The sequence below is a fragment of the Sediminispirochaeta smaragdinae DSM 11293 genome, from assembly GCF_000143985.1.
Classification (GTDB): Bacteria; Spirochaetota; Spirochaetia; order DSM-16054; family Sediminispirochaetaceae; genus Sediminispirochaeta; species Sediminispirochaeta smaragdinae.
The window spans coordinates 2,312,398-2,329,586 of the sequence record NC_014364.1 but is presented as its reverse complement, the minus strand read 5'-3'; the positions used below and the strand labels follow the sequence as shown (position 1 = coordinate 2,329,586).

Below are 17,189 nucleotides of genomic sequence, written 5' to 3'. Positions count from 1 at the left end.
AAAACGCCTAACTCATTACATGATAACAAGTTAGGCAATCGGGCTGGGCGGATTTGAACCGCCGACTTCTTGGTCCCGAACCAAGCGCGCTAGCCCCTGCGCTACAGCCCGTATTCCGGTAATTGTTTTTCACGCAGCACTGATGTCCACGAATAAGAAAAGCCGGCTACGTGGAAAAACAATCTTTACGGGAGCGACGGGGATTGAACCCGCGATCTCCGGCTTGACAGGCCGGCGCGATAACCAACTTCGCCACGCCCCCTAAACAAGTGGGGCAACTATACTCAAATGCGATCATTGTGTCAACAGGAAGGAGTCATCGATGTCGTCTTGCTATGTATATACTGTTGCAGATCAAAAGCAGCATGATAAGTACCGGTGGAGCAATAAACCATACCATTGGGCTTATACCTGATCGGCTTGTCAAAAAAATAGCAGTTGGGCCATCCGCACCACCAATGATTCCAATAGCAGAAGAACCTGCGTATTCTGTCGAAATTCCAGCAACAGCAGAGACTATATATGACAGTGCCCGGGGAATGATCAAAATATACGACACGAGCATGATGATGCCAATCATATTAGCAATGAACAAAATACGTTTTCGCATATAACACCTTTTACCCAATAACGTGGCAACAAAAAATTCCCCGGCCGAGACGTGCATCCATAGCCGGGGATGATGATTCAGCCTTGCGGAATCGCCTTAATGGCTTCAAGTTCCGGATGCTTCAGGACATCCTGTTTGAAGCGTCGGGCCCTGTCCTTGTTTTCATAAGAAGGCTCTTCAAAGGAGTAGTGATAATTGGTATGGACATCGTAGCTGCCGTTCATCAGCGCATAGGTATCTTCGGTCATAACCAGCTCTTCATCGGTAGGAATGACGAAAATCTTAACAGAAGAATCCTCAGCGCTTATGCAGGTTTCTGCATTTCGAGTGACACTTGCCTTGTTTTTTTCAGGATCAAGCTTGATGCCGAGCCCCTCAAGACCTTCCACAGCCATGGCCCTGTAAAGAGGGTTCATCTCCCCGACACCGGCAGTGAAAACCAGTGCGTCGATCTTACCAAGGGCGGCTATGTACGAACCGATATACTTCTTCATACGGTAGGTTTCCATCTCCAGCGCCAAGGTACAGCGTTTGTCCCCTTTCAGATGGCCGGCATAGACATCACGGCGGTCGATGAATTTCTCTGTTACACCGAGAACGCCGCTTTTTTTGTTGATAATGGTATCCATCTCTTTGGGAGAGATATGTGCCTGCTCCATCATATACGGCAGAATTGCAGGATCGATGTCTCCGCAGCGAGTCCCCATAACCAGGCCCTCAAGAGGGGTCAAGCCCATGCTGGTGTCATAACAACAGCCCTCTTTTACGGCACACATGGAGGCACCATTTCCAATGTGGGCGATGACAAGATTGGTTTCCGACGGCTTTTTGCCGAGAAGTATGGCGGCCCGTTTCGATGTATAGACATATGAGGTTCCGTGAAAGCCGTAACGTCGCACATTGTACTTCTTGTACCATTCATAGGGCAGCGCATACATGAATGCCTTCGACGGCATGGTTTGATGCCAGGCTGTATCCATGACGGCACAATGGGGAACAGAAGGCAAAACCTGCATGGCGGCTCTGATTCCCTGAATATTTGCCGGGTTATGCAAGGGGCCCAGAGGAATGAGTGTCTCAAACTGCTTAAGGGCTGCCTCATCCACGATGACGGACTTTTTGATTAGTTCGCCCCCATGGAGGACCCTGTGTCCGACTGCCTTAATGTCCTTGACATCAGATACGCATCCCTTTTCCTTATCGAGGATAATGCTGATAACCCATTCGATGGCTTCCTTATGGTTTGAGCAATGTTTTTCGGCTGTATACTCCTCTTTCCCCTGGACTTTATGTTCCAGATTCGACATATCCTGTCCGATTCGCTCTACTAAACCAACACCTAGAACCTCTTTATTTTCCCAATCATAGACCTGATACTTTGCGGACGAACTCCCGCAGTTGAGTGTTAGAATAACCACACTTTCCTCCAGTGCTTGTTACAAGAATTGATTTGTCGTTATTATTTTCACATGTAAAAAAGAAAATTGCAATAATTGGCAAAATTACTCAGGTCAGTTTTCTTGTAATAGTATGTGTGGAAACGAGAGTATCTTGTATCAGCCTCTTGCTTTTCGCTGCGATGTCGGGGCTGCCGCTGATGGGAGAGACATCGCAGGTGGTACGTCTTAACGATAAGGAGGTTCTCGTTCGAAACTCCTTCTCATCAAGCGTGATGAGGGGAGGAGTTCTATTGTCAAAATCAGAGGGTATGCAAAGTGACATAAATTTTGACTGGTGGTTCGTAAGCCCCCTGCTTTTTATCGGCAGAATGAAACCGGCTGGTACCCTGTCGCTGCTTCGTAGCCCCTTGGCTCAGGGAGCGGATTCCGATCACTTTTCCGAACCATATTCATTGATCCAAGACAGCTCCCTCTCCCTTGGAGGCCATTATGGGGCGACCCTTTTCCCGTTCCAAGCCCTTTCGCTTCTCTATTTTAACGATGAAAAGCGTATTACCCTTGGTTTGGAGCAACGAATCAAAGTAAACGCTCCCGGTAATGCGTACATCTTATTCCATCCGCAGTGTTTCCTGCTTCGCTCCTTAGCATCCGAATCTGCTTTGGGAGAAGCCGCTTGGTTTGTTGAGCCCGTACCGTTTCCCGGAAGCTTTTGGCAGATAGCCGGAACAGAGATGGTAAGCTGTTGGCAAGGCTCCGGCTCATCATCCACCTCAATCGAATTGGGAATGGAACTGTGGAACGCTTCTACACCAACATCCGAAAGAGGTTGGTACGGAAGGGGACGAAGCAGGATACGGGCAAAGGCATGGAGTTGTTCCTCTTTCTTCGGCTACAGATCCTCCCGGTTTATCGATGCAAAAGGAGATCTACTACCTGCATTTTCGGTTTTTGCAATGGATGCAACGCTTGGTAAGGAACGAATACTTTGCCTCGAAGGTCGATTCCGTCGTGAACAGGCCCGTTCTCCTTGCCAGGGAGGAGAAGTCGTTCCCATGAAGATAGAACGTGAGGTAGGGCTCAAAAAGCAATGGGAGGCCATCAAAGCTTCCTGCTCCCTTAGCGAAAACGTCAGTATCGATTCCTTTGGCGCATGGAAACAGAATACCGAACTTAAAACTTCCATGGACGGCGAAGAGATCGCATTGCACCGCTTTACGTTTTCATATGGTAGTGAACTTTCCGCCACCTGGATACGGGAAACAAAAGAGCAACGCATAGCAAAAAGCGAAGAAGGGCGGGCTATGTTTGAAATGGAAGTATCCCGGAATGATGTCTCACTTTCCACACAATTGCGGCAGCATTATTCGAGCATCGATGGTTTCGATGCCCTTCTTTGGCGCTTTACCATCATGCTACCGCTTGCGGGAGGCACGGTCTCGTTCAGATTCGACGACGGCGAGAAAAAGTCATGGAGACTCGAATGGCGCTACAGTCTATAAAATTTACGTTCCGATTACGTTTTTCTTACAGGCTCAGAAGTCTTCTAGCCGTTTCGAAATAGATGGTGATACCGGCCACATCAATGAGTGTCGCCATTAAGGGTGCCGACATCACCGTCGGGTCAAAGCCCATGCGGTGGATCAGCAAGGGGGCAAGGGTTCCAATCAAATTCGAGATAAAGACCACCAACGCGAGGGAAATGCCGACGACGAAGGCTGCATAAATATCGATCCCGGGGGGAAGAAAATAGCTTCGCAGCAGGATAACCAAGCCGGTAATGCCGCCCATAAAGAGGCCGACAAGAAGTTCCCTGAAAAGAATCTTTCCGATATCTCTAAATACGATTTCGCCGGTAGCCAAACCTCGAATCATCAGTGTCGAACTTTGACTCCCCGAATTACCTCCTGTCTGGGTAATGACCGGCATATACATAAAGAGAAAGGCTGCACCAAGGATGATCGATTCATAATGATGAAGAACGTTGGTTGTTACGGTTCCGAGAAGGAGCAGGATGATCAACCATGGCACACGTTTTTTCACCAGACGCCATATGCTGCTGTTCATGTAGGCATCGGCCTCACCTGACATGGCTCCCATTCGGTAAACATCCTCGGTCTGCTCTTCCCTGATGACATCCATCACGTCATCGAATGTAATGACACCGAGAAGGATGTTTTCCTGGTCGACAACGGGGATTGAAACAAGATCATGGGTCTCCAGTGTACGGGCGACCTCCTCCTGGTCCGTGGAGTCGAGGACCGAGATGACTCGCTGATTCATGATTTCCGAAACCTTGGTTTCGTCTGAGGCCGAAAGAATATCCTTTACCGATACAACACCATCAAGGCGCTGTAGTTCATCAAGAACATAGATATCCGAAAGGAGTTCGACCTTGGCGCTGTTTGCCCGAATAAAGGCCAAGGCATGCCCTACATTGATGTCGGATCGTACGGCCAGATACCTGGGTGTCATCAAACCGGCTGCATCGTCCTCATCGAACCGCAGCAGAAAGAGAGTCTCCCTCTTGGACTCGTCATCAAGGTTCTCCCAAACGGTTCTGCGCACTTCCTTGCTTACCGACTGAACAATATCGACAAGGTCGTCCGGCTCCATTGCTTGGAAAAGACTACGTTTTCCCTGAGCGGAAAGCTTGCCGATGATTTTTTCCTGATCTTCAATCTCCAGTTCCGTGATAAGATCGAGTTTCACCTCGGGAGATAGATGGAGAAAAATATCCGTTGCCTCATCATCGGAGAGGGATCTCCAAACATCCAAAAGCTGGTCGAAGGAGAAATCGCTAAAGAGCTCCTTTACCTGCTGGTTGTCCATCATGGGGCGATATTCCCGGTAGTATGCAATGGGATCTGTCATGTGTCACTCCAATCTCCGACAAAACGGATTTCCGGTTCGAGATCAATACCAAGTTCGCTTTTAGCCGTGGCGCGGCACATTTCGGTCAAGGTATAGATATCCGTAGCGGTTGCGGCTCCGAGGTTGACAATAATATTCGCATGAAAATCGGAGACCGCCGCATCTCCGACTTTTTTCCCCCGAAGACCTAATGTGTCCAAAAGCCGCCCTGTAGGCGCCCCAAAGGCATGATCGTTTTTAAATACCGAACCGGCAGACGGAAACCGGTAATGCCCCTTTTGCCTGCGATCTGCCCGGTATTCCTCCATTCTGCGATAAATCGTAAGATCGTTCTCCGGGTGGAGTTTGAAACGTGCAGAAAGAATAATGTAATCACTCTTTTTCTGAAAAGGGCTTCGTTTATAGCCGAAATCCTCCTGTTCGATCTGATATTCGCAGATCGTCGGAGTGGAAGAAAGGTCGAGGTACCGGACAGAGCAGAGAATATCGGAAATAGAGGAACCATAGCATCGCGCATTCATCCAGACCGCCCCTCCCACACTTCCCGGCATACCGGCAAGGAATTCCGCACCGGAAAGTCCCGCTTCCGCAGCCTTTTCCACAAAAAGATCCACCGGCATACCGCTTCCCGTGTATATGCTGCCGGCATCAACCCTATATTCTCTCAGTTCGGTGAGGTCGATAACGACCCCCCGGATCCCTTTATCCGATACTACAATATTCGCCCCGCCGCCAAGAAAAAAAAGGGGAAGCTCATGGCTGCTTGCAAGGTTCTGTTCCCGCAATACCGTTGCGACCTGGAGGAGTGATGACTCATCCGTCGGTTTGAGATAAAGATCTGCGGCCCCTCCAACCTTGAAGGTAGTATGTTTCGACATCTTCTCGTCAAGAGAGGCTATGCCGTGAAAGCTGCTGTTGTTGATCTTTTTCAGGATATTCCGTACATTAGTTTTCACGTAGACATCATATCTCGGAATGCGGGTTTTACGCTACTGGGAAGGGGGAATCAAGGGTGAAGATCTTACTTTACAACACCATGGGAAGAGAGGTTCAGGAATTCAAACCGATCGAAGATGGGCTTGTAAAGATGTATACCTGTGGCCCCACGGTGTATAACTTTGCGCATATCGGGAATCTACGCACCTATGTATTTGAGGATGTTCTCCGCCGTGTGTTCGAATATGCAGGCTTTAAGGTCGAACATGTTATGAACATCACCGATGTGGGCCATCTTACCGACGACGCCGATGAGGGCGAAGATAAGATGGAAAAGAGTTCCCGTGAAAGCGGGAAAAGCGTCTGGGAAATCGCAAAGTATTATACCGATGCCTTTTTTCGCGACACCGATCGGCTCAATATTATCAGGCCGACGGTTGCGCCCCGGGCCACCGAACATATTGATGATATGATCGCCCTTATCAAACGACTTGAAGAGGGGGGCCACACCTATCAGGCCGGAGGCAATGTCTACTTCAGCATCGACACATTTCCCGATTACGGCCGTTTGGCACTTCTCGACCGGCAGGACTTACAGGCCGGCGCACGGATTGAGGTCGATTCCAATAAACGAAATCCTCATGATTTTGTCTTATGGTTCACCAATTCCAAATTTGAAAACCATGCAATGTTGTGGGACAGTCCCTGGGGAAAAGGCTATCCAGGCTGGCACATCGAATGCAGCGCAATGAGTATCCGTTATCTTGGAGAACAGTTCGACATCCATTGCGGAGGTGTCGACCATATACCCGTTCATCACACAAATGAAATTGCCCAGGCAGAGGCCGCAACAGGCAAGCAATGGGTGCAATACTGGGTCCATGGTGAATTTCTCCTTATGAACAAGGGAAAGATGGCAAAGTCCGCCGGGAACTTTCTTACCCTGCAATCCCTGGTCGATAAGGGCTATCATCCCCTTGATTACCGCTATTTTTGCCTTGGGGGCCATTATCGAAGCCAATTGCAATTCTCCTTTGAGAGCCTCGATGCTGCAAAAAGTGCACGAGAGCGCCTTGTTTCAAGAATCGCCGTATTAAGAGAGGAGCTTGGCGATTGCTGGAAGGAGGCAATCGCACTGCCACCTTCTGCTGCCGGATCGAAGTTCCTCGAACGCTTTGAGGCGGCCGTTGGGCAGGATATGAATATGCCTAAGGCCCTTGCCGAATTATGGCAGCTCCTTAAGTCCGAACTTCAACCGGGAGAGAAGCTCTCCGTTGTGTCGGCCATGGATCGGGTCCTCGGCCTGAATCTTCTTGCCCTTCCGCAGCACGCTACCGACAGCTCGGAAGACCGAGAAATAGAAGAGCTTATCGAGCAGCGAAACGCAGCGCGCAGCCGGAAAGATTTTCACCTCGCCGATGAAATCCGTGATAAGCTTTCGGCGAGGGGAATCAGCATAAAAGATACCCCAAATGGCACAAAATGGAGCCGAACGCTGTAACGGCAGGGCCGGCAGAGTTGTTTAACCTATGAGCGTACCGGAGAAGGGCGGGGATTCGTTCAGAAAATTCTATACGAAGTCTTTTTCGACCCTGCTGAAAGTTGCGTATCATATCACGCTCGATATGGATGCGGCGGAGGATATTTGTCAGGAAGCATTTATTCGATTTTATAACAGACCTTTCTCGTTTCCCTCTGAAGATCAGGCTCTATATTGGCTGATCCGGGTGGTGAAGAATCTTTCCTTCAATTATCGGAAGCGAAAGGTTACCGAGTATCGGGCCATGGATAAAATCAAACAAGAACCGGAGAGGATAGAGGCTTCAGGCGAGGATCTGCTCATTGAAAAGGAAACGGTACGAATCGTACAAGAAGCACTGGAACAGCTGCCGGAAAAATACCGGTCAGTGTTGATTTTGAAGGAGTATGCGGGTCTGAATTACCAGGAAATCGGAAGGGTCCTGCGGATAAGTGAAGGAAATGTAAAGGTTCGGGTACATCGTGCCCGTTTGCAGCTGGAGACACTGATTCAGGGGGAAGATGTTGATGTGCGTTGATGATCAGATTCTATCTTCTTATGTTGATGGTGAGCTTGACGCCCATTGGAAAGAGAAGGTCGAGGCTCATATAGCACAGTGTGAGCAGTGCCGTTTACGAGTTTCTCGCCTTCAAAAGCTTTCGGCCGATCTTTCTGCCGCCGAGCCTCGCCCCGAGGTAATCGATAGGATAGAGAGGAGGGTTGCCGCTCGTTTGGATCACCTCCTGTTGCCCGGTTCCGAGCGGGGATTCTGGAACAGGCGCTTTTCTATTCCCGCTCCGATGGCTATGGCGGCCCTGCTTTGTCTGGTTTTTCTTTCGGGCTTTATTTTTATTCGGGGGATTACGCCCTCCGGGACCGGAGAAGTGGGCATGCCAATTGCCGATGAAAAGGGCTATTCTCAGGGACTTGAAACATTGACATCATCGTCTGCGTCTTCCATGTCTGAAAACCCAAATGTACAGCAGATCTTCGATTTGCTTGAAAACAGCGGTGGGTCTATTGAAGTCAGGATAGAACTTCCTCGGAAATCGAATTTTACCGTTCATGGAGAACCTCAGTTGCTGAGGGCTGCTGATTATAGAGGGGGCGAATCAAGGTGATGGTTGCCAGGGTAACGACTCTGAACCTTGTCATTCTGTCGATGCTATCGTTCCTTGTACCAGGTTTTGCACAGGAAAATCAGGCTCCCGGTCCTGAGGGGCCGGGGGAGTTGCTTCATTACCTCCAGGAAAATGCCCTTTCCGTTTATATTGCCGCCAGCGTGAGCGAACCAAACAACAAGAATGTGTGGCATACCGAAAGTAAAAAGGTTACCATCAGCGGTCGGGCGGTACAGGTGAAACTGACCGGGGAAAATGTTATTATCTTTGCCGATATTATCCCTTACATGAACGAGGACAGGACCATTTTGCTCGTGGCAAAGGGAGAGGTTTGGGCCCAGTCAGAGGCATCATCCGGGGTAAGATATTACAGCACAATGAAGAGCCTGCCCGTAAGACCCGGAGAACCGGTTATTTTTTTCCCGTTGGGCAGGGCCATGGATCAAAAACAGAATATATACACCATACAATTGGAGATTAGCGTAGTACCTTATACACCATGAACTTCAAAAAAAGCGCACACCACTTGATTTTTCATTCTGCATTGCTTCCCGTTGTATTTTTGCTGGCTCTGATAGCCCTTTTTCTTCAGGTCTATCTACATAGCTCCGTAAAACCGGCAATAGAGAGCATCGAACCTGCTGCAGCTCTTCCTGGGGCCCTGCTGACCATTTCAGGATCCCATTTCGGGAACTTCGACCGGGACAGCGAGGTGATCATTGCGGGAATACGTCCCACTCGTTCTGCCTACAAAAGCTGGAGTGAGAATCAGATCATTCTGATTATTCCGGAAGATGTAGGTTCGGGACGAGTTTTTGTAAAGAATGATAAGGGCGCTAGTAATGGTTTGCTTTTTACCAACAAGAGCCATATTCCTCTTGTCCTTGAGGGGCCGGTAGAACCTGGAGTTCCCTATATCGATTCCATTTCACCGGAAACCGGACCGGTGGGAACAGAAATTACCATCCGCGGCATGAATTTCGGTTTTGAGAGGCAGGAAGGAGAGGTCCTTTTTCAGTTTTTTAGCGGTGCCGAGAATGAGAAGCGGGAAGAGGAACGTACCGATACCACTATTGCCTGCTCTTCCATCGATTTTGATTATCTTTCCTGGAATGATCAGGAACTCCGGGTCAGGGTACCAGATGGGGCATCCCCCGGAGGGGTTGTGGTAACAACAGACCGAGGGGAGAGCAACAGCATTTACTTTGAGGTAACTAATCCCGTAGGAACAAAGCGATATCCCAGGATGAAGGGATATCAGGTCGCTTACGGGGTTGAAATCAGCCAGGTCAGATCATCTGGTCAGGCTTCCATGGAGATATGGGTGCCCGCCATCAGTAAATCCTGTGCCCAACGGGGAATCGAAGGGATCCATGAACCGGAACCGTTGTGGAGGGACTATCGAGGGGTGATGCGCTATCACCTCTCCGATTTTGACCCCTGGACTACGTATCGACTTGAACAGACCTATTGGTTCGACCGCTACAGCATCGAAACCGATATACACGAGCGATCGGTCGCAACATACGATAGAGAAAGTTCGCTGTTTCGCCGGTACACCGCTTCGAATGTCATAATACCCGCAGACGATGAGTTTTTTACCGCAGCGGCATCCAGACAGGCGAGAAGGGCGGCTTCGCCCTGGGCAGCGGCCCGGGCCCTTTATGACTATCTTCTGGAAAAGCTTACGTACTCTCGTGCCCCCGCCAAAAATGTACGCGATGCAGTTGAACAGGGGAGAGGCGATTCCTATGACTACGCCATGGCCTATGTGACCCTTTGTCGTGCCGCCGGGATCCCAGCAAGACCTGTCGCAGGTTTTATTGTTTATGGGGACAAAAAGAGCCGTCGCCATTATTGGGCCGAATTCTACCTTGAGAAGTTTGGCTGGGTTCCTGTCGATCCCGCTCTTGGGGATGGTATGCAGAGCGGAGAGGTCGTCTTGATAGATAATCCTCGTGACTATTACTTCGGGAACCTGGATAATCAGCATATCGATCTTTCGAGGGGAATCATCGAACTACGTCCCGCAGATCCTCAGGCGCGGGTCGTTCGCTATGAACGCAACTATTCTCTCCAATCGATACATGAAGAGTACAGCCGGAGTATTGAAAGTTACCGTGCAGTGTGGAAAGATATGGAAGTAGTGGGGTGGTGGTAGCGAAAGGTGCTCCCATCATTGACAAATGAACGTTCGCAATCCTATACTTGACCCTAACCAGATAAACCGGGAAGTGTATGAATAATCCGTTACAGCTTTCGTTGGTTAATTTTAAGAAAGACTCTTATATCATCGTCGAAGGCAAACAAAAGGCCGACTATTTTTATATCATCAGGTCCGGAACCGTTCGGATCAGTAAAGAAATCGAAGTTGTCGAAGAGGAAGGGGGGAATCTTCTTCATCCAGGAGATTTCTTCGGCGTTGTTTCGACAATGTCCAGCCATAGCCATATAGAGACGGCACGTGCTTTAAGCGATGTTATGCTCATTCAGGTACATCGCGATCAGTATGGCCTTCTCATTGAGCGTAATACTCCGGTGGCGATGAAAATCATCCAGCAATTCAGCAAAAAGATGCGCTATCTCGACGAAGCTCTTGCACGCCTTACGCTTAAAGGGAACAGCGGCCTGGTTAACGAAAAACACCTTTTTGAGGTTGCCGAGTATTATGCAAAACAAAGCAGTTACAATCAGGCCTATTATGCCTATCATCAATACATAAAGTATTGTCCGACCGGAGAAAACATACGGGTTGCGAAGGAACGAATGGCGAAAATTCACCCCTACGCAAAGGCCGTATACCTCGACGGAAGCACCGACGAGTTTAACCGTACATATCCGAAAGAGACGATGATTTTTTCTGAAGGGCAGCCAGGGAAAGAGCTCTATATTATTCAGAAGGGAAACGTAAAGATAACCAAGATTGTCAACAATAACGAGGTAATGCTTGCCCTTTTGAAGCCGGGAGATATCTTCGGGGAGATGAGCCTTTTGGAAAATAAACCCCGAAGTGCTTCAGCCATCGCTCACGAAGAGGCGGTTCTTCTTGCCGTTAACAAGGCCAACTTCAAACGTATGGTTGCCAGTCAGCCTCAGCTGATTACCCGCCTGACGCAACTTCTTTCCGAACGAATTTGGTTTATCTACAAACAGCTTGCCAATACCCAGATTTCCGATCCCATGGGGCGGATGTACGACGCCCTTTCGATCCAGCTGGAAAAACTTCGGGTCCCGATCAGCAACAAGGCATATACCTTTGATTTTGGACCCAAAGAACTTGTCAACATGGTCGGGCTCAGTAAGGGAGAAGGGAATCAAGTTGTAAAACAACTTTTCAGCAACCAGCGGCTGAAAATCATCGATAATAAGATTCACATTACCGACATTGAAGAGATCGAAAAACAGGCAAAGTACTATCGTAAGATGGAAAAAATCGCCAGGGCAAGAAAGCGCGGGAGCGTGCTCAACCGCTAAGCCCGCTTATAAAAGCGACCATGGATTTTCCAGCATCTCAAAAATGGTTTGCGGCACATGCTCGATAGAGAAGCTTGGCTCCTCCTCTTTTTTGTAAATGATGCAATTCTGCATGCCGTCATTATCGTTAAAAGGAAAGGCTGCCGCCCCCCTTGGAGCAAGAAGAGACGACATCTGTTCGGGTATCTGATCGACCCCGGCATGAACAAAGAGGGCATCGAATTTTCCCTTTTCACGGTTAAGACGGTTTTGTACGGCTTCGTCGTTCCAACTTCCCTCAATAACGGTAACGGGAAGTTCCAGTTCATTCAGAATTGCACGATAACGTGCCGCACCTTTGCTTTCTTCGATCAACAGCACATCAGCACCCAGCGTCGCTGCAACGGCGGCCGTATATCCTCCTCCTCTTCCGATGATCAGCAGCCTCGTTCCCTTGCCTATTTCCAAATGATCCAAAATCACAGCAACAAAAGAGGGGGCCGGAGTAATCCCTGCATCTGAATCAGGAAGGGGACGATCTTCATCGATAAAATCGGCAAGGGTTTCGGGGAAAAAGCGACCTCTTGGAACCGCAGCAATGGCGCGAGCCATTGCTTCACTGATAAAGTGATTTTCCCTGACGGATTCAACAAGGGAATGCGTTTCTGTCTGCTGCTGAGCCCACAGTCCACCTGTGACAAACAATGAAACTACCGATAACGCCGATAACGTAATGAAAAAAAATATGGAAAAGCTTTTCCGATGAAGATCACTCATGAAGACAAGTATATATCAGTCTCAGACTCCGTGGCAAACCGTGTTGCCCATAGACGGTGATTCTGCTACTATTTTTGGCATTCTGTTCGCCGATAAGGAGAGGTATGATGAAAGCTATTGAGCTTGCAAAGGCGTATGACCCAAAGGAGTTTGAAGAACGAATTTATCAACACTGGATGGACGAAGGGGCGTTTAAGCCTTCTGATGGAAAAGGAAAACCCTTTGTCATTGTCATACCTCCTCCAAATGTTACCGGTGTCCTCCATATGGGACACGGTTTGAATAATTCACTTCAGGATATTTTGATCCGTTACTACCGCATGACCGGTAGACCGACCCTTTGGCTTCCGGGAACCGATCATGCAGGTATCGCCACCCAAAATGTTGTGGAAAAACGGCTGCGTGCAAAGGGAACCAGCCGTAGAGAACTGGGACGGGAAAAGTTTCTTGAGGAGACCTGGAAGGTAAAAGAGGAACACCATGCAGTCATTATCCGCCAGCTCAAGAAAATTGGGGCTTCCTGCGATTGGAGCAGAGAACGCTTTACCCTGGATGAGGGGCTGAGCAAGGCTGTCAGAGAGGTGTTCGTTAGCCTCTACGAGCGGGGACTGATCTATCGAGGCAACTACCTCGTAAACTGGTGCCCCAGTTGTGGAACCGCTCTCTCTGACGATGAGGTCGATCACAAAGAGGTTGCGGGAAGGCTCTACCGCTACTATTACCCCCTTGCCGATGGCAGCGGTAAACTGGAGATCGCAACAACCCGTCCCGAAACCATGTTTGGTGATACCGCTGTGGCTGTTCATCCCGAAGACGATCGTTACCGCAGTGTAGTCGGTAAAATGGTGAAGCTTCCTCTTACGAACCGTGAGATTCCCGTTATTGCCGATGCCTATGTCGATCGGGAGTTCGGCAGTGGTGCGGTAAAGATCACACCGGCCCATGATCCAAACGACTGGGAAATTGCAGGACGCCACAACCTTGAAAAAATCAACATTCTTACACCGGACGGGCTCCTGTCGGACGCCGTTCCCGAGCCTTTTCGCGGTATGGACGTGAGTACCGCAAGAAAGGCGGTTATCGAGGCACTGAAGGCCGAGGGCGTTTATATCGGAGACAAGGAACACCTCCATCAGGTCGGCCATTGCTACCGTTGCGATACCGTCATCGAACCCTATATGAGCGAGCAGTGGTTCGTACGCATGAAGAGCCTCGCGGATAAGGCACTGGCAGCGTGGGAAAAGGATGAGGTTCGCTTTTATCCGAAAAAATGGGAGAACACCTATACAAGTTGGCTGAAAAACATTCGGGACTGGTGTATAAGCCGCCAGCTTTGGTGGGGGCACCGTATTCCCGTTTGGTATTGTAACGACTGCGGCCAGATGATGGTCTGCCGTGAAGATCCTTCGACCTGTAGCGCCTGTGGTTCCTCTTCGCTTCGGCAGGATCCGGATGTACTGGATACCTGGTTTTCCAGCTGGCTTTGGCCTTTTTCGACCCTCGGATGGCCGGAAAAAAGCGAGGATTTGAAACGATTTTTTCCGACCAGTAGCCTTGTAACGGGCTACGACATCATCTTTTTCTGGGTCGCAAGGATGATCATGTCCAGTCTTGAGTTTCTCGGTGAGGTGCCTTTCCGCGACATCTACATAACGGGCCTTGTGAGGGATAAGCAGGGACGAAAGATGTCCAAGAGCCTTGGTAACGGCATGGACCCCTTGGAGATCGTCGATGAGTTCGGTGCCGACGCCATGAAATTCACGCTTGCCTTCCTTGCCGCTCAGGGGCAGGATATTCTTCTCGCCAAGGATGATTTTAAATTTGGATCGAAGTTCGCAAACAAAATATGGAACGCTACTCGTTTTCTCCTGATGAACCTGGAAGGACGGGAACTTTTAGATCCTGAAAGTGTTGAACGAAAGCCTCTTGATCGTTGGATTTTCCACCGATTAAATGAGGCCTCAGCCGCCGTGGCAAAGGCCATGGAGAGTTACCGGTTTAACGATGCTGCCAATGCTGTATATGAATTTTTCTGGAGCGATTTTTGCGACTGGTATATAGAGGCCAGTAAACTCAGCCTTTACAGTGATGACGATGATGAAAAGAACCGGGCAGTGACGCTTCTCATGCAGGTGCTGGAAGAGTCGATGCGTCTTGCGCATCCCTTTCTCAGTTTTATCACCGAGGAAATCTACCAAAAGCTGCCGGGAACAAAAGGTGATGTCATTACCGCCGCCTATCCCGTCTGGAGAGAATCGCGCAGGGATGAAAAGACGGCGCGCTGTTTTTCGGCCCTCCAAGAGCTTATTCGTTTTACCAGAACCGTTCGCAGCGAATTTACCGTTTCTCCTGAAAAAAAGGTCGATGTCCATGTTCGCACGGATAAAGATTTCTTCGCTACCGATTTCTTTACCCAGCATGAAGAATTGATTCGCCGTCTGACCGGTGCAGGAGCGCTTGTATTTTCCGACGCTCGACCCAAAAGCGGCGGAGCCATCCCTGTTGCGGGGGTTGGTTTTGAGGTGTTTGTCGATCTTCGCGGTGCTATCGATGTAGAAAAAGAGTTGGGTAAACTTGAAAAAGAGCTTGCAAAGCTCGAAGGTCTGGAATCTTCGACCCAAAAGAAGCTTGCCAATGAAAAATTCCTTGCCAATGCGCCTGTCGATGTTGTCGAAAAAGAAAGGATGAAGCTTCAGGAGTTTTCCGATCGTACGAAAAAGATCAGAAGCTATCTTCACGATCTGCGTGGATAGCATAAAAAAGCCGTCGGTCCCTGTCCGACGGCTTTTTTAATCGCATATAATAATCATTTTTTCTTTTGGCAGATCGTACGGGCTAAGGGACTTGAACAGAAAATTTCTTTCCGATATACTGTTTACGAAAAGCGAATTGTTCGCTGTTTTTTTTTACATATACATTGTTTTATTGACAAAAGATTGCGCAAATCCAAATTTTACAAGGAGCTTCTGATGGGAAACAAAGCACTGAGTGCATATCTCAAAGGCCGTGATCCGGAAACCATTGACGCCGGATTTCTTGCATATGTCGCTTCGTTGGAAAAGGTCGGGGAGGTATCCCCCCAGACCGCCGCCTCAATTGTACAGGAATTGGCCGATCAACGGAGTAATCTTAAGCTGATTGCCAGCGAAAATTACTCAAGCCTATCCACCCAGCTGGCAATGGGAAACCTCTTGACCGATAAATATGCCGAAGGCTTTGCATACCATCGTTTTTATGCAGGATGCGACAATGTGGATGCCATCGAAAGCTACACTGTCGAAGAAGCAAAAAAACTTTTCGGAGCCGAACATGCCTATGTCCAACCACACAGTGGCGCAGACGCCAACTTAATCGCTTACTGGGCTATACTGACAACAAAGATTCAGGCACCGATTCTCGAAGATATGGGAGAGACCAATCCTGCACATCTTTCCCGGGAAGATTGGGATAGGATAAGAGTCGAACTTGGCAATCAAAGGTTGCTTGGTCTCGATTACTATTCCGGCGGCCATCTTACCCACGGTTACCGTTTCAACGTCTCCGCACAGATGTTTGATGCCTACAGCTACAGTGTCGATAGGGAAACCGGCTTACTCGACTACGATGAAATCGAGAAAATGGCGGAAAAGGTAAAACCGTTGATTCTGCTGGCCGGCTACAGCGCCTATCCGAGGCTGATCAATTTTCGCCGTATGCGTGAGATTGCCGATAAGGTAGGGGCGGTCCTCATGGTTGATATGGCCCACTTTGCAGGCCTTGTTGCCGGTAAGGTGATGACAGGAGATTACAACCCCGTTGCTTTCGCCGATGTGGTTACCAGCACCACCCATAAAACCCTACGGGGTCCCCGTGGTGGTTTGATTCTCTCAAAGGCGGAATACGCGGAAAACGTGGACAAGGGATGTCCCCTTGTAATCGGTGGTCCCCTGCCTCATGTCATTGCCGCAAAGGCCGTTGCCTTTACCGAAGCCAATCGGCCTGAATTTCAGAACTACGCAAAACAGATTGTGGAGAATTCAAAGGCCCTTGCAGAAGCCTGTATTGCGGAGGGAATGGTTGTCGCTACCGGAGGGACCGACAACCATCTGCTTCTCCTCGATGTGACCGGTTTCGGCATCAACGGGCGCCAGGCCGAAAGTGTGCTTAGGGAGTGCGGAATCACCCTGAATCGTAATGCACTTCCCTTCGATCCCAACGGCCCTTGGTATACCAGCGGCCTTCGAATCGGAACCCCGGCGGTAACAACCCTTGGAATGGGGAAACCCGAGATGCAAGAGATCGCCTCGATTATCAAAGATGTGCTTTCTGCAGCCAGACCACAGATTATCGAAAGTGGTAAAAACGCGGGCAAACCTTCAAAGGCGAAATACGGCATCGAAGAAGAGGTTGTGGAAAAGGCAAAGAAAAGGGTGCATACACTCCTCGAGCGCTATCCCGTTTACCCGGAGATTGATCTGACCTTTCTCGCTTCGGAGTTTTTGTCCTAATGCATCCGGCTTTCC

The 17,189-nt window shown here is 49.2% G+C and carries 13 protein-coding genes and 2 tRNA genes; 9 read left to right on the top strand and 6 right to left on the bottom strand.

Annotated features, from left to right (window positions below):
- Positions 1–38: 38 nt before the first annotated feature.
- From SPIRS_RS10920 to SPIRS_RS10905, 3 genes are all read right to left on the bottom strand, one after another.
- A tRNA-Pro gene (locus tag SPIRS_RS10920) sits at positions 39–111 on the bottom strand.
- Positions 112–188: 77 nt separating this feature from the next.
- A tRNA-Asp gene (locus SPIRS_RS10915) sits at positions 189–262 on the bottom strand.
- A 425-nt stretch (positions 263–687) separates the two neighbouring features.
- A complete protein-coding gene (locus SPIRS_RS10905; protein WP_013254742.1) occupies positions 688–2,028 on the bottom strand; it encodes an acetate kinase in 1,341 nt (446 codons plus the stop codon).
- 116 nt (positions 2,029–2,144) lie between these two features.
- Between SPIRS_RS10905 and SPIRS_RS10900 the strand changes: the two genes are divergently transcribed.
- Positions 2,145–3,509 (top strand): hypothetical protein, encoded by a 1,365-nt coding sequence (locus SPIRS_RS10900; RefSeq protein ID WP_245537758.1) that lies wholly within the window; start codon positions 2,145–2,147, stop codon positions 3,507–3,509.
- Positions 3,510–3,534: 25 nt separating this feature from the next.
- Here the strand turns inward: SPIRS_RS10900 and mgtE are convergent, their stop codons facing one another.
- Both mgtE and murB read right to left on the bottom strand, forming a co-directional pair.
- Positions 3,535–4,881, bottom strand: a complete 1,347-nt coding sequence (gene mgtE / locus SPIRS_RS10895; RefSeq protein ID WP_013254740.1) for a magnesium transporter — start codon at positions 4,879–4,881, stop codon at positions 3,535–3,537.
- Complete coding sequence (gene murB, locus SPIRS_RS10890; protein WP_013254739.1) at positions 4,878–5,837, bottom strand: UDP-N-acetylmuramate dehydrogenase; 960 nt, start codon at positions 5,835–5,837, stop codon at positions 4,878–4,880. Before murB ends, mgtE begins: the two co-directional genes overlap by 4 nt.
- Before the next feature lie 56 nt (positions 5,838–5,893).
- Here murB and SPIRS_RS10885 point away from each other — a divergent pair, with 56 nt between their 5' ends.
- The 6 genes from SPIRS_RS10885 to SPIRS_RS10860 all read left to right on the top strand — a co-directional run bounded on the left by SPIRS_RS10885 (position 5,894) and on the right by SPIRS_RS10860 (position 11,931).
- Positions 5,894–7,318 carry a cysteine--tRNA ligase gene (locus SPIRS_RS10885; protein ID WP_013254738.1) on the top strand — a complete coding sequence of 475 codons (1,425 nt, stop codon included), beginning with the start codon at positions 5,894–5,896 and terminating at the stop codon, positions 7,316–7,318.
- A 28-nt stretch (positions 7,319–7,346) separates the two neighbouring features.
- Positions 7,347–7,874, top strand: coding sequence for an RNA polymerase sigma factor (locus tag SPIRS_RS10880; RefSeq protein WP_013254737.1), 528 nt, complete (start codon positions 7,347–7,349; stop codon positions 7,872–7,874).
- Positions 7,864–8,457: an anti-sigma factor family protein gene (locus tag SPIRS_RS10875; RefSeq protein WP_013254736.1), complete on the top strand. Its 594-nt coding sequence runs from the start codon at positions 7,864–7,866 to the stop codon at positions 8,455–8,457. The genes SPIRS_RS10880 and SPIRS_RS10875 overlap by 11 nt, the downstream gene beginning before the upstream one ends.
- Positions 8,457–8,960, top strand: coding sequence for a hypothetical protein (locus tag SPIRS_RS10870; protein ID WP_041866049.1), 504 nt, complete (start codon positions 8,457–8,459; stop codon positions 8,958–8,960). The genes SPIRS_RS10875 and SPIRS_RS10870 overlap by 1 nt, the downstream gene beginning before the upstream one ends.
- On the top strand, positions 8,957–10,618 hold the full coding sequence (locus SPIRS_RS10865; protein ID WP_013254734.1) for a transglutaminase domain-containing protein: 1,662 nt from the start codon (positions 8,957–8,959) through the stop codon (positions 10,616–10,618). The genes SPIRS_RS10870 and SPIRS_RS10865 overlap by 4 nt, the downstream gene beginning before the upstream one ends.
- A gap of 77 nt (positions 10,619–10,695) precedes the next feature.
- Positions 10,696–11,931: a Crp/Fnr family transcriptional regulator gene (locus tag SPIRS_RS10860; protein WP_013254733.1), complete on the top strand. Its 1,236-nt coding sequence runs from the start codon at positions 10,696–10,698 to the stop codon at positions 11,929–11,931.
- Positions 11,932–11,937: 6 nt separating this feature from the next.
- Here SPIRS_RS10860 and SPIRS_RS10855 read toward each other — a convergent pair whose 3' ends face one another.
- Entirely contained in the window at positions 11,938–12,687 is a 750-nt protein-coding gene (locus SPIRS_RS10855) for a protein-L-isoaspartate O-methyltransferase family protein (protein ID WP_013254732.1), read from the bottom strand.
- A 107-nt stretch (positions 12,688–12,794) separates the two neighbouring features.
- Between SPIRS_RS10855 and SPIRS_RS10850 the strand changes: the two genes are divergently transcribed.
- A complete protein-coding gene (locus SPIRS_RS10850; protein ID WP_013254731.1) occupies positions 12,795–15,440 on the top strand; it encodes a valine--tRNA ligase in 2,646 nt (881 codons plus the stop codon).
- A 216-nt stretch (positions 15,441–15,656) separates the two neighbouring features.
- The gene (locus tag SPIRS_RS10845) at positions 15,657–17,174 is read left to right on the top strand and encodes a glycine hydroxymethyltransferase (protein WP_013254730.1); all 1,518 of its coding nucleotides are present in this window, start codon (positions 15,657–15,659) and stop codon (positions 17,172–17,174) included.
- The last annotated feature ends 15 nt before the right edge of the window (positions 17,175–17,189 follow it).

Bases quoted from the DNA above. Each gene is read 5' to 3' on its own strand.
- SPIRS_RS10855 (WP_013254732.1), bottom strand. From the start codon at position 12,687: ATGAGTGATCTTCATCGGAAAAGCTTTTCCATATTTTTTTTCATTACG.
- mgtE (WP_013254740.1), bottom strand. From the start codon at position 4,881: ATGACAGATCCCATTGCATACTACCGGGAATATCGCCCCATGATGGAC.
- SPIRS_RS10875 (WP_013254736.1), top strand. From the start codon at position 7,864: ATGTGCGTTGATGATCAGATTCTATCTTCTTATGTTGATGGTGAGCTT.
- SPIRS_RS10845 (WP_013254730.1), top strand. From the start codon at position 15,657: ATGGGAAACAAAGCACTGAGTGCATATCTCAAAGGCCGTGATCCGGAA.
- SPIRS_RS10850 (WP_013254731.1), top strand. From the start codon at position 12,795: ATGAAAGCTATTGAGCTTGCAAAGGCGTATGACCCAAAGGAGTTTGAA.
- SPIRS_RS10880 (WP_013254737.1), top strand. From the start codon at position 7,347: ATGAGCGTACCGGAGAAGGGCGGGGATTCGTTCAGAAAATTCTATACG.
- SPIRS_RS10865 (WP_013254734.1), top strand. From the start codon at position 8,957: ATGAACTTCAAAAAAAGCGCACACCACTTGATTTTTCATTCTGCATTG.
- SPIRS_RS10860 (WP_013254733.1), top strand. From the start codon at position 10,696: ATGAATAATCCGTTACAGCTTTCGTTGGTTAATTTTAAGAAAGACTCT.
- SPIRS_RS10870 (WP_041866049.1), top strand. From the start codon at position 8,457: ATGGTTGCCAGGGTAACGACTCTGAACCTTGTCATTCTGTCGATGCTA.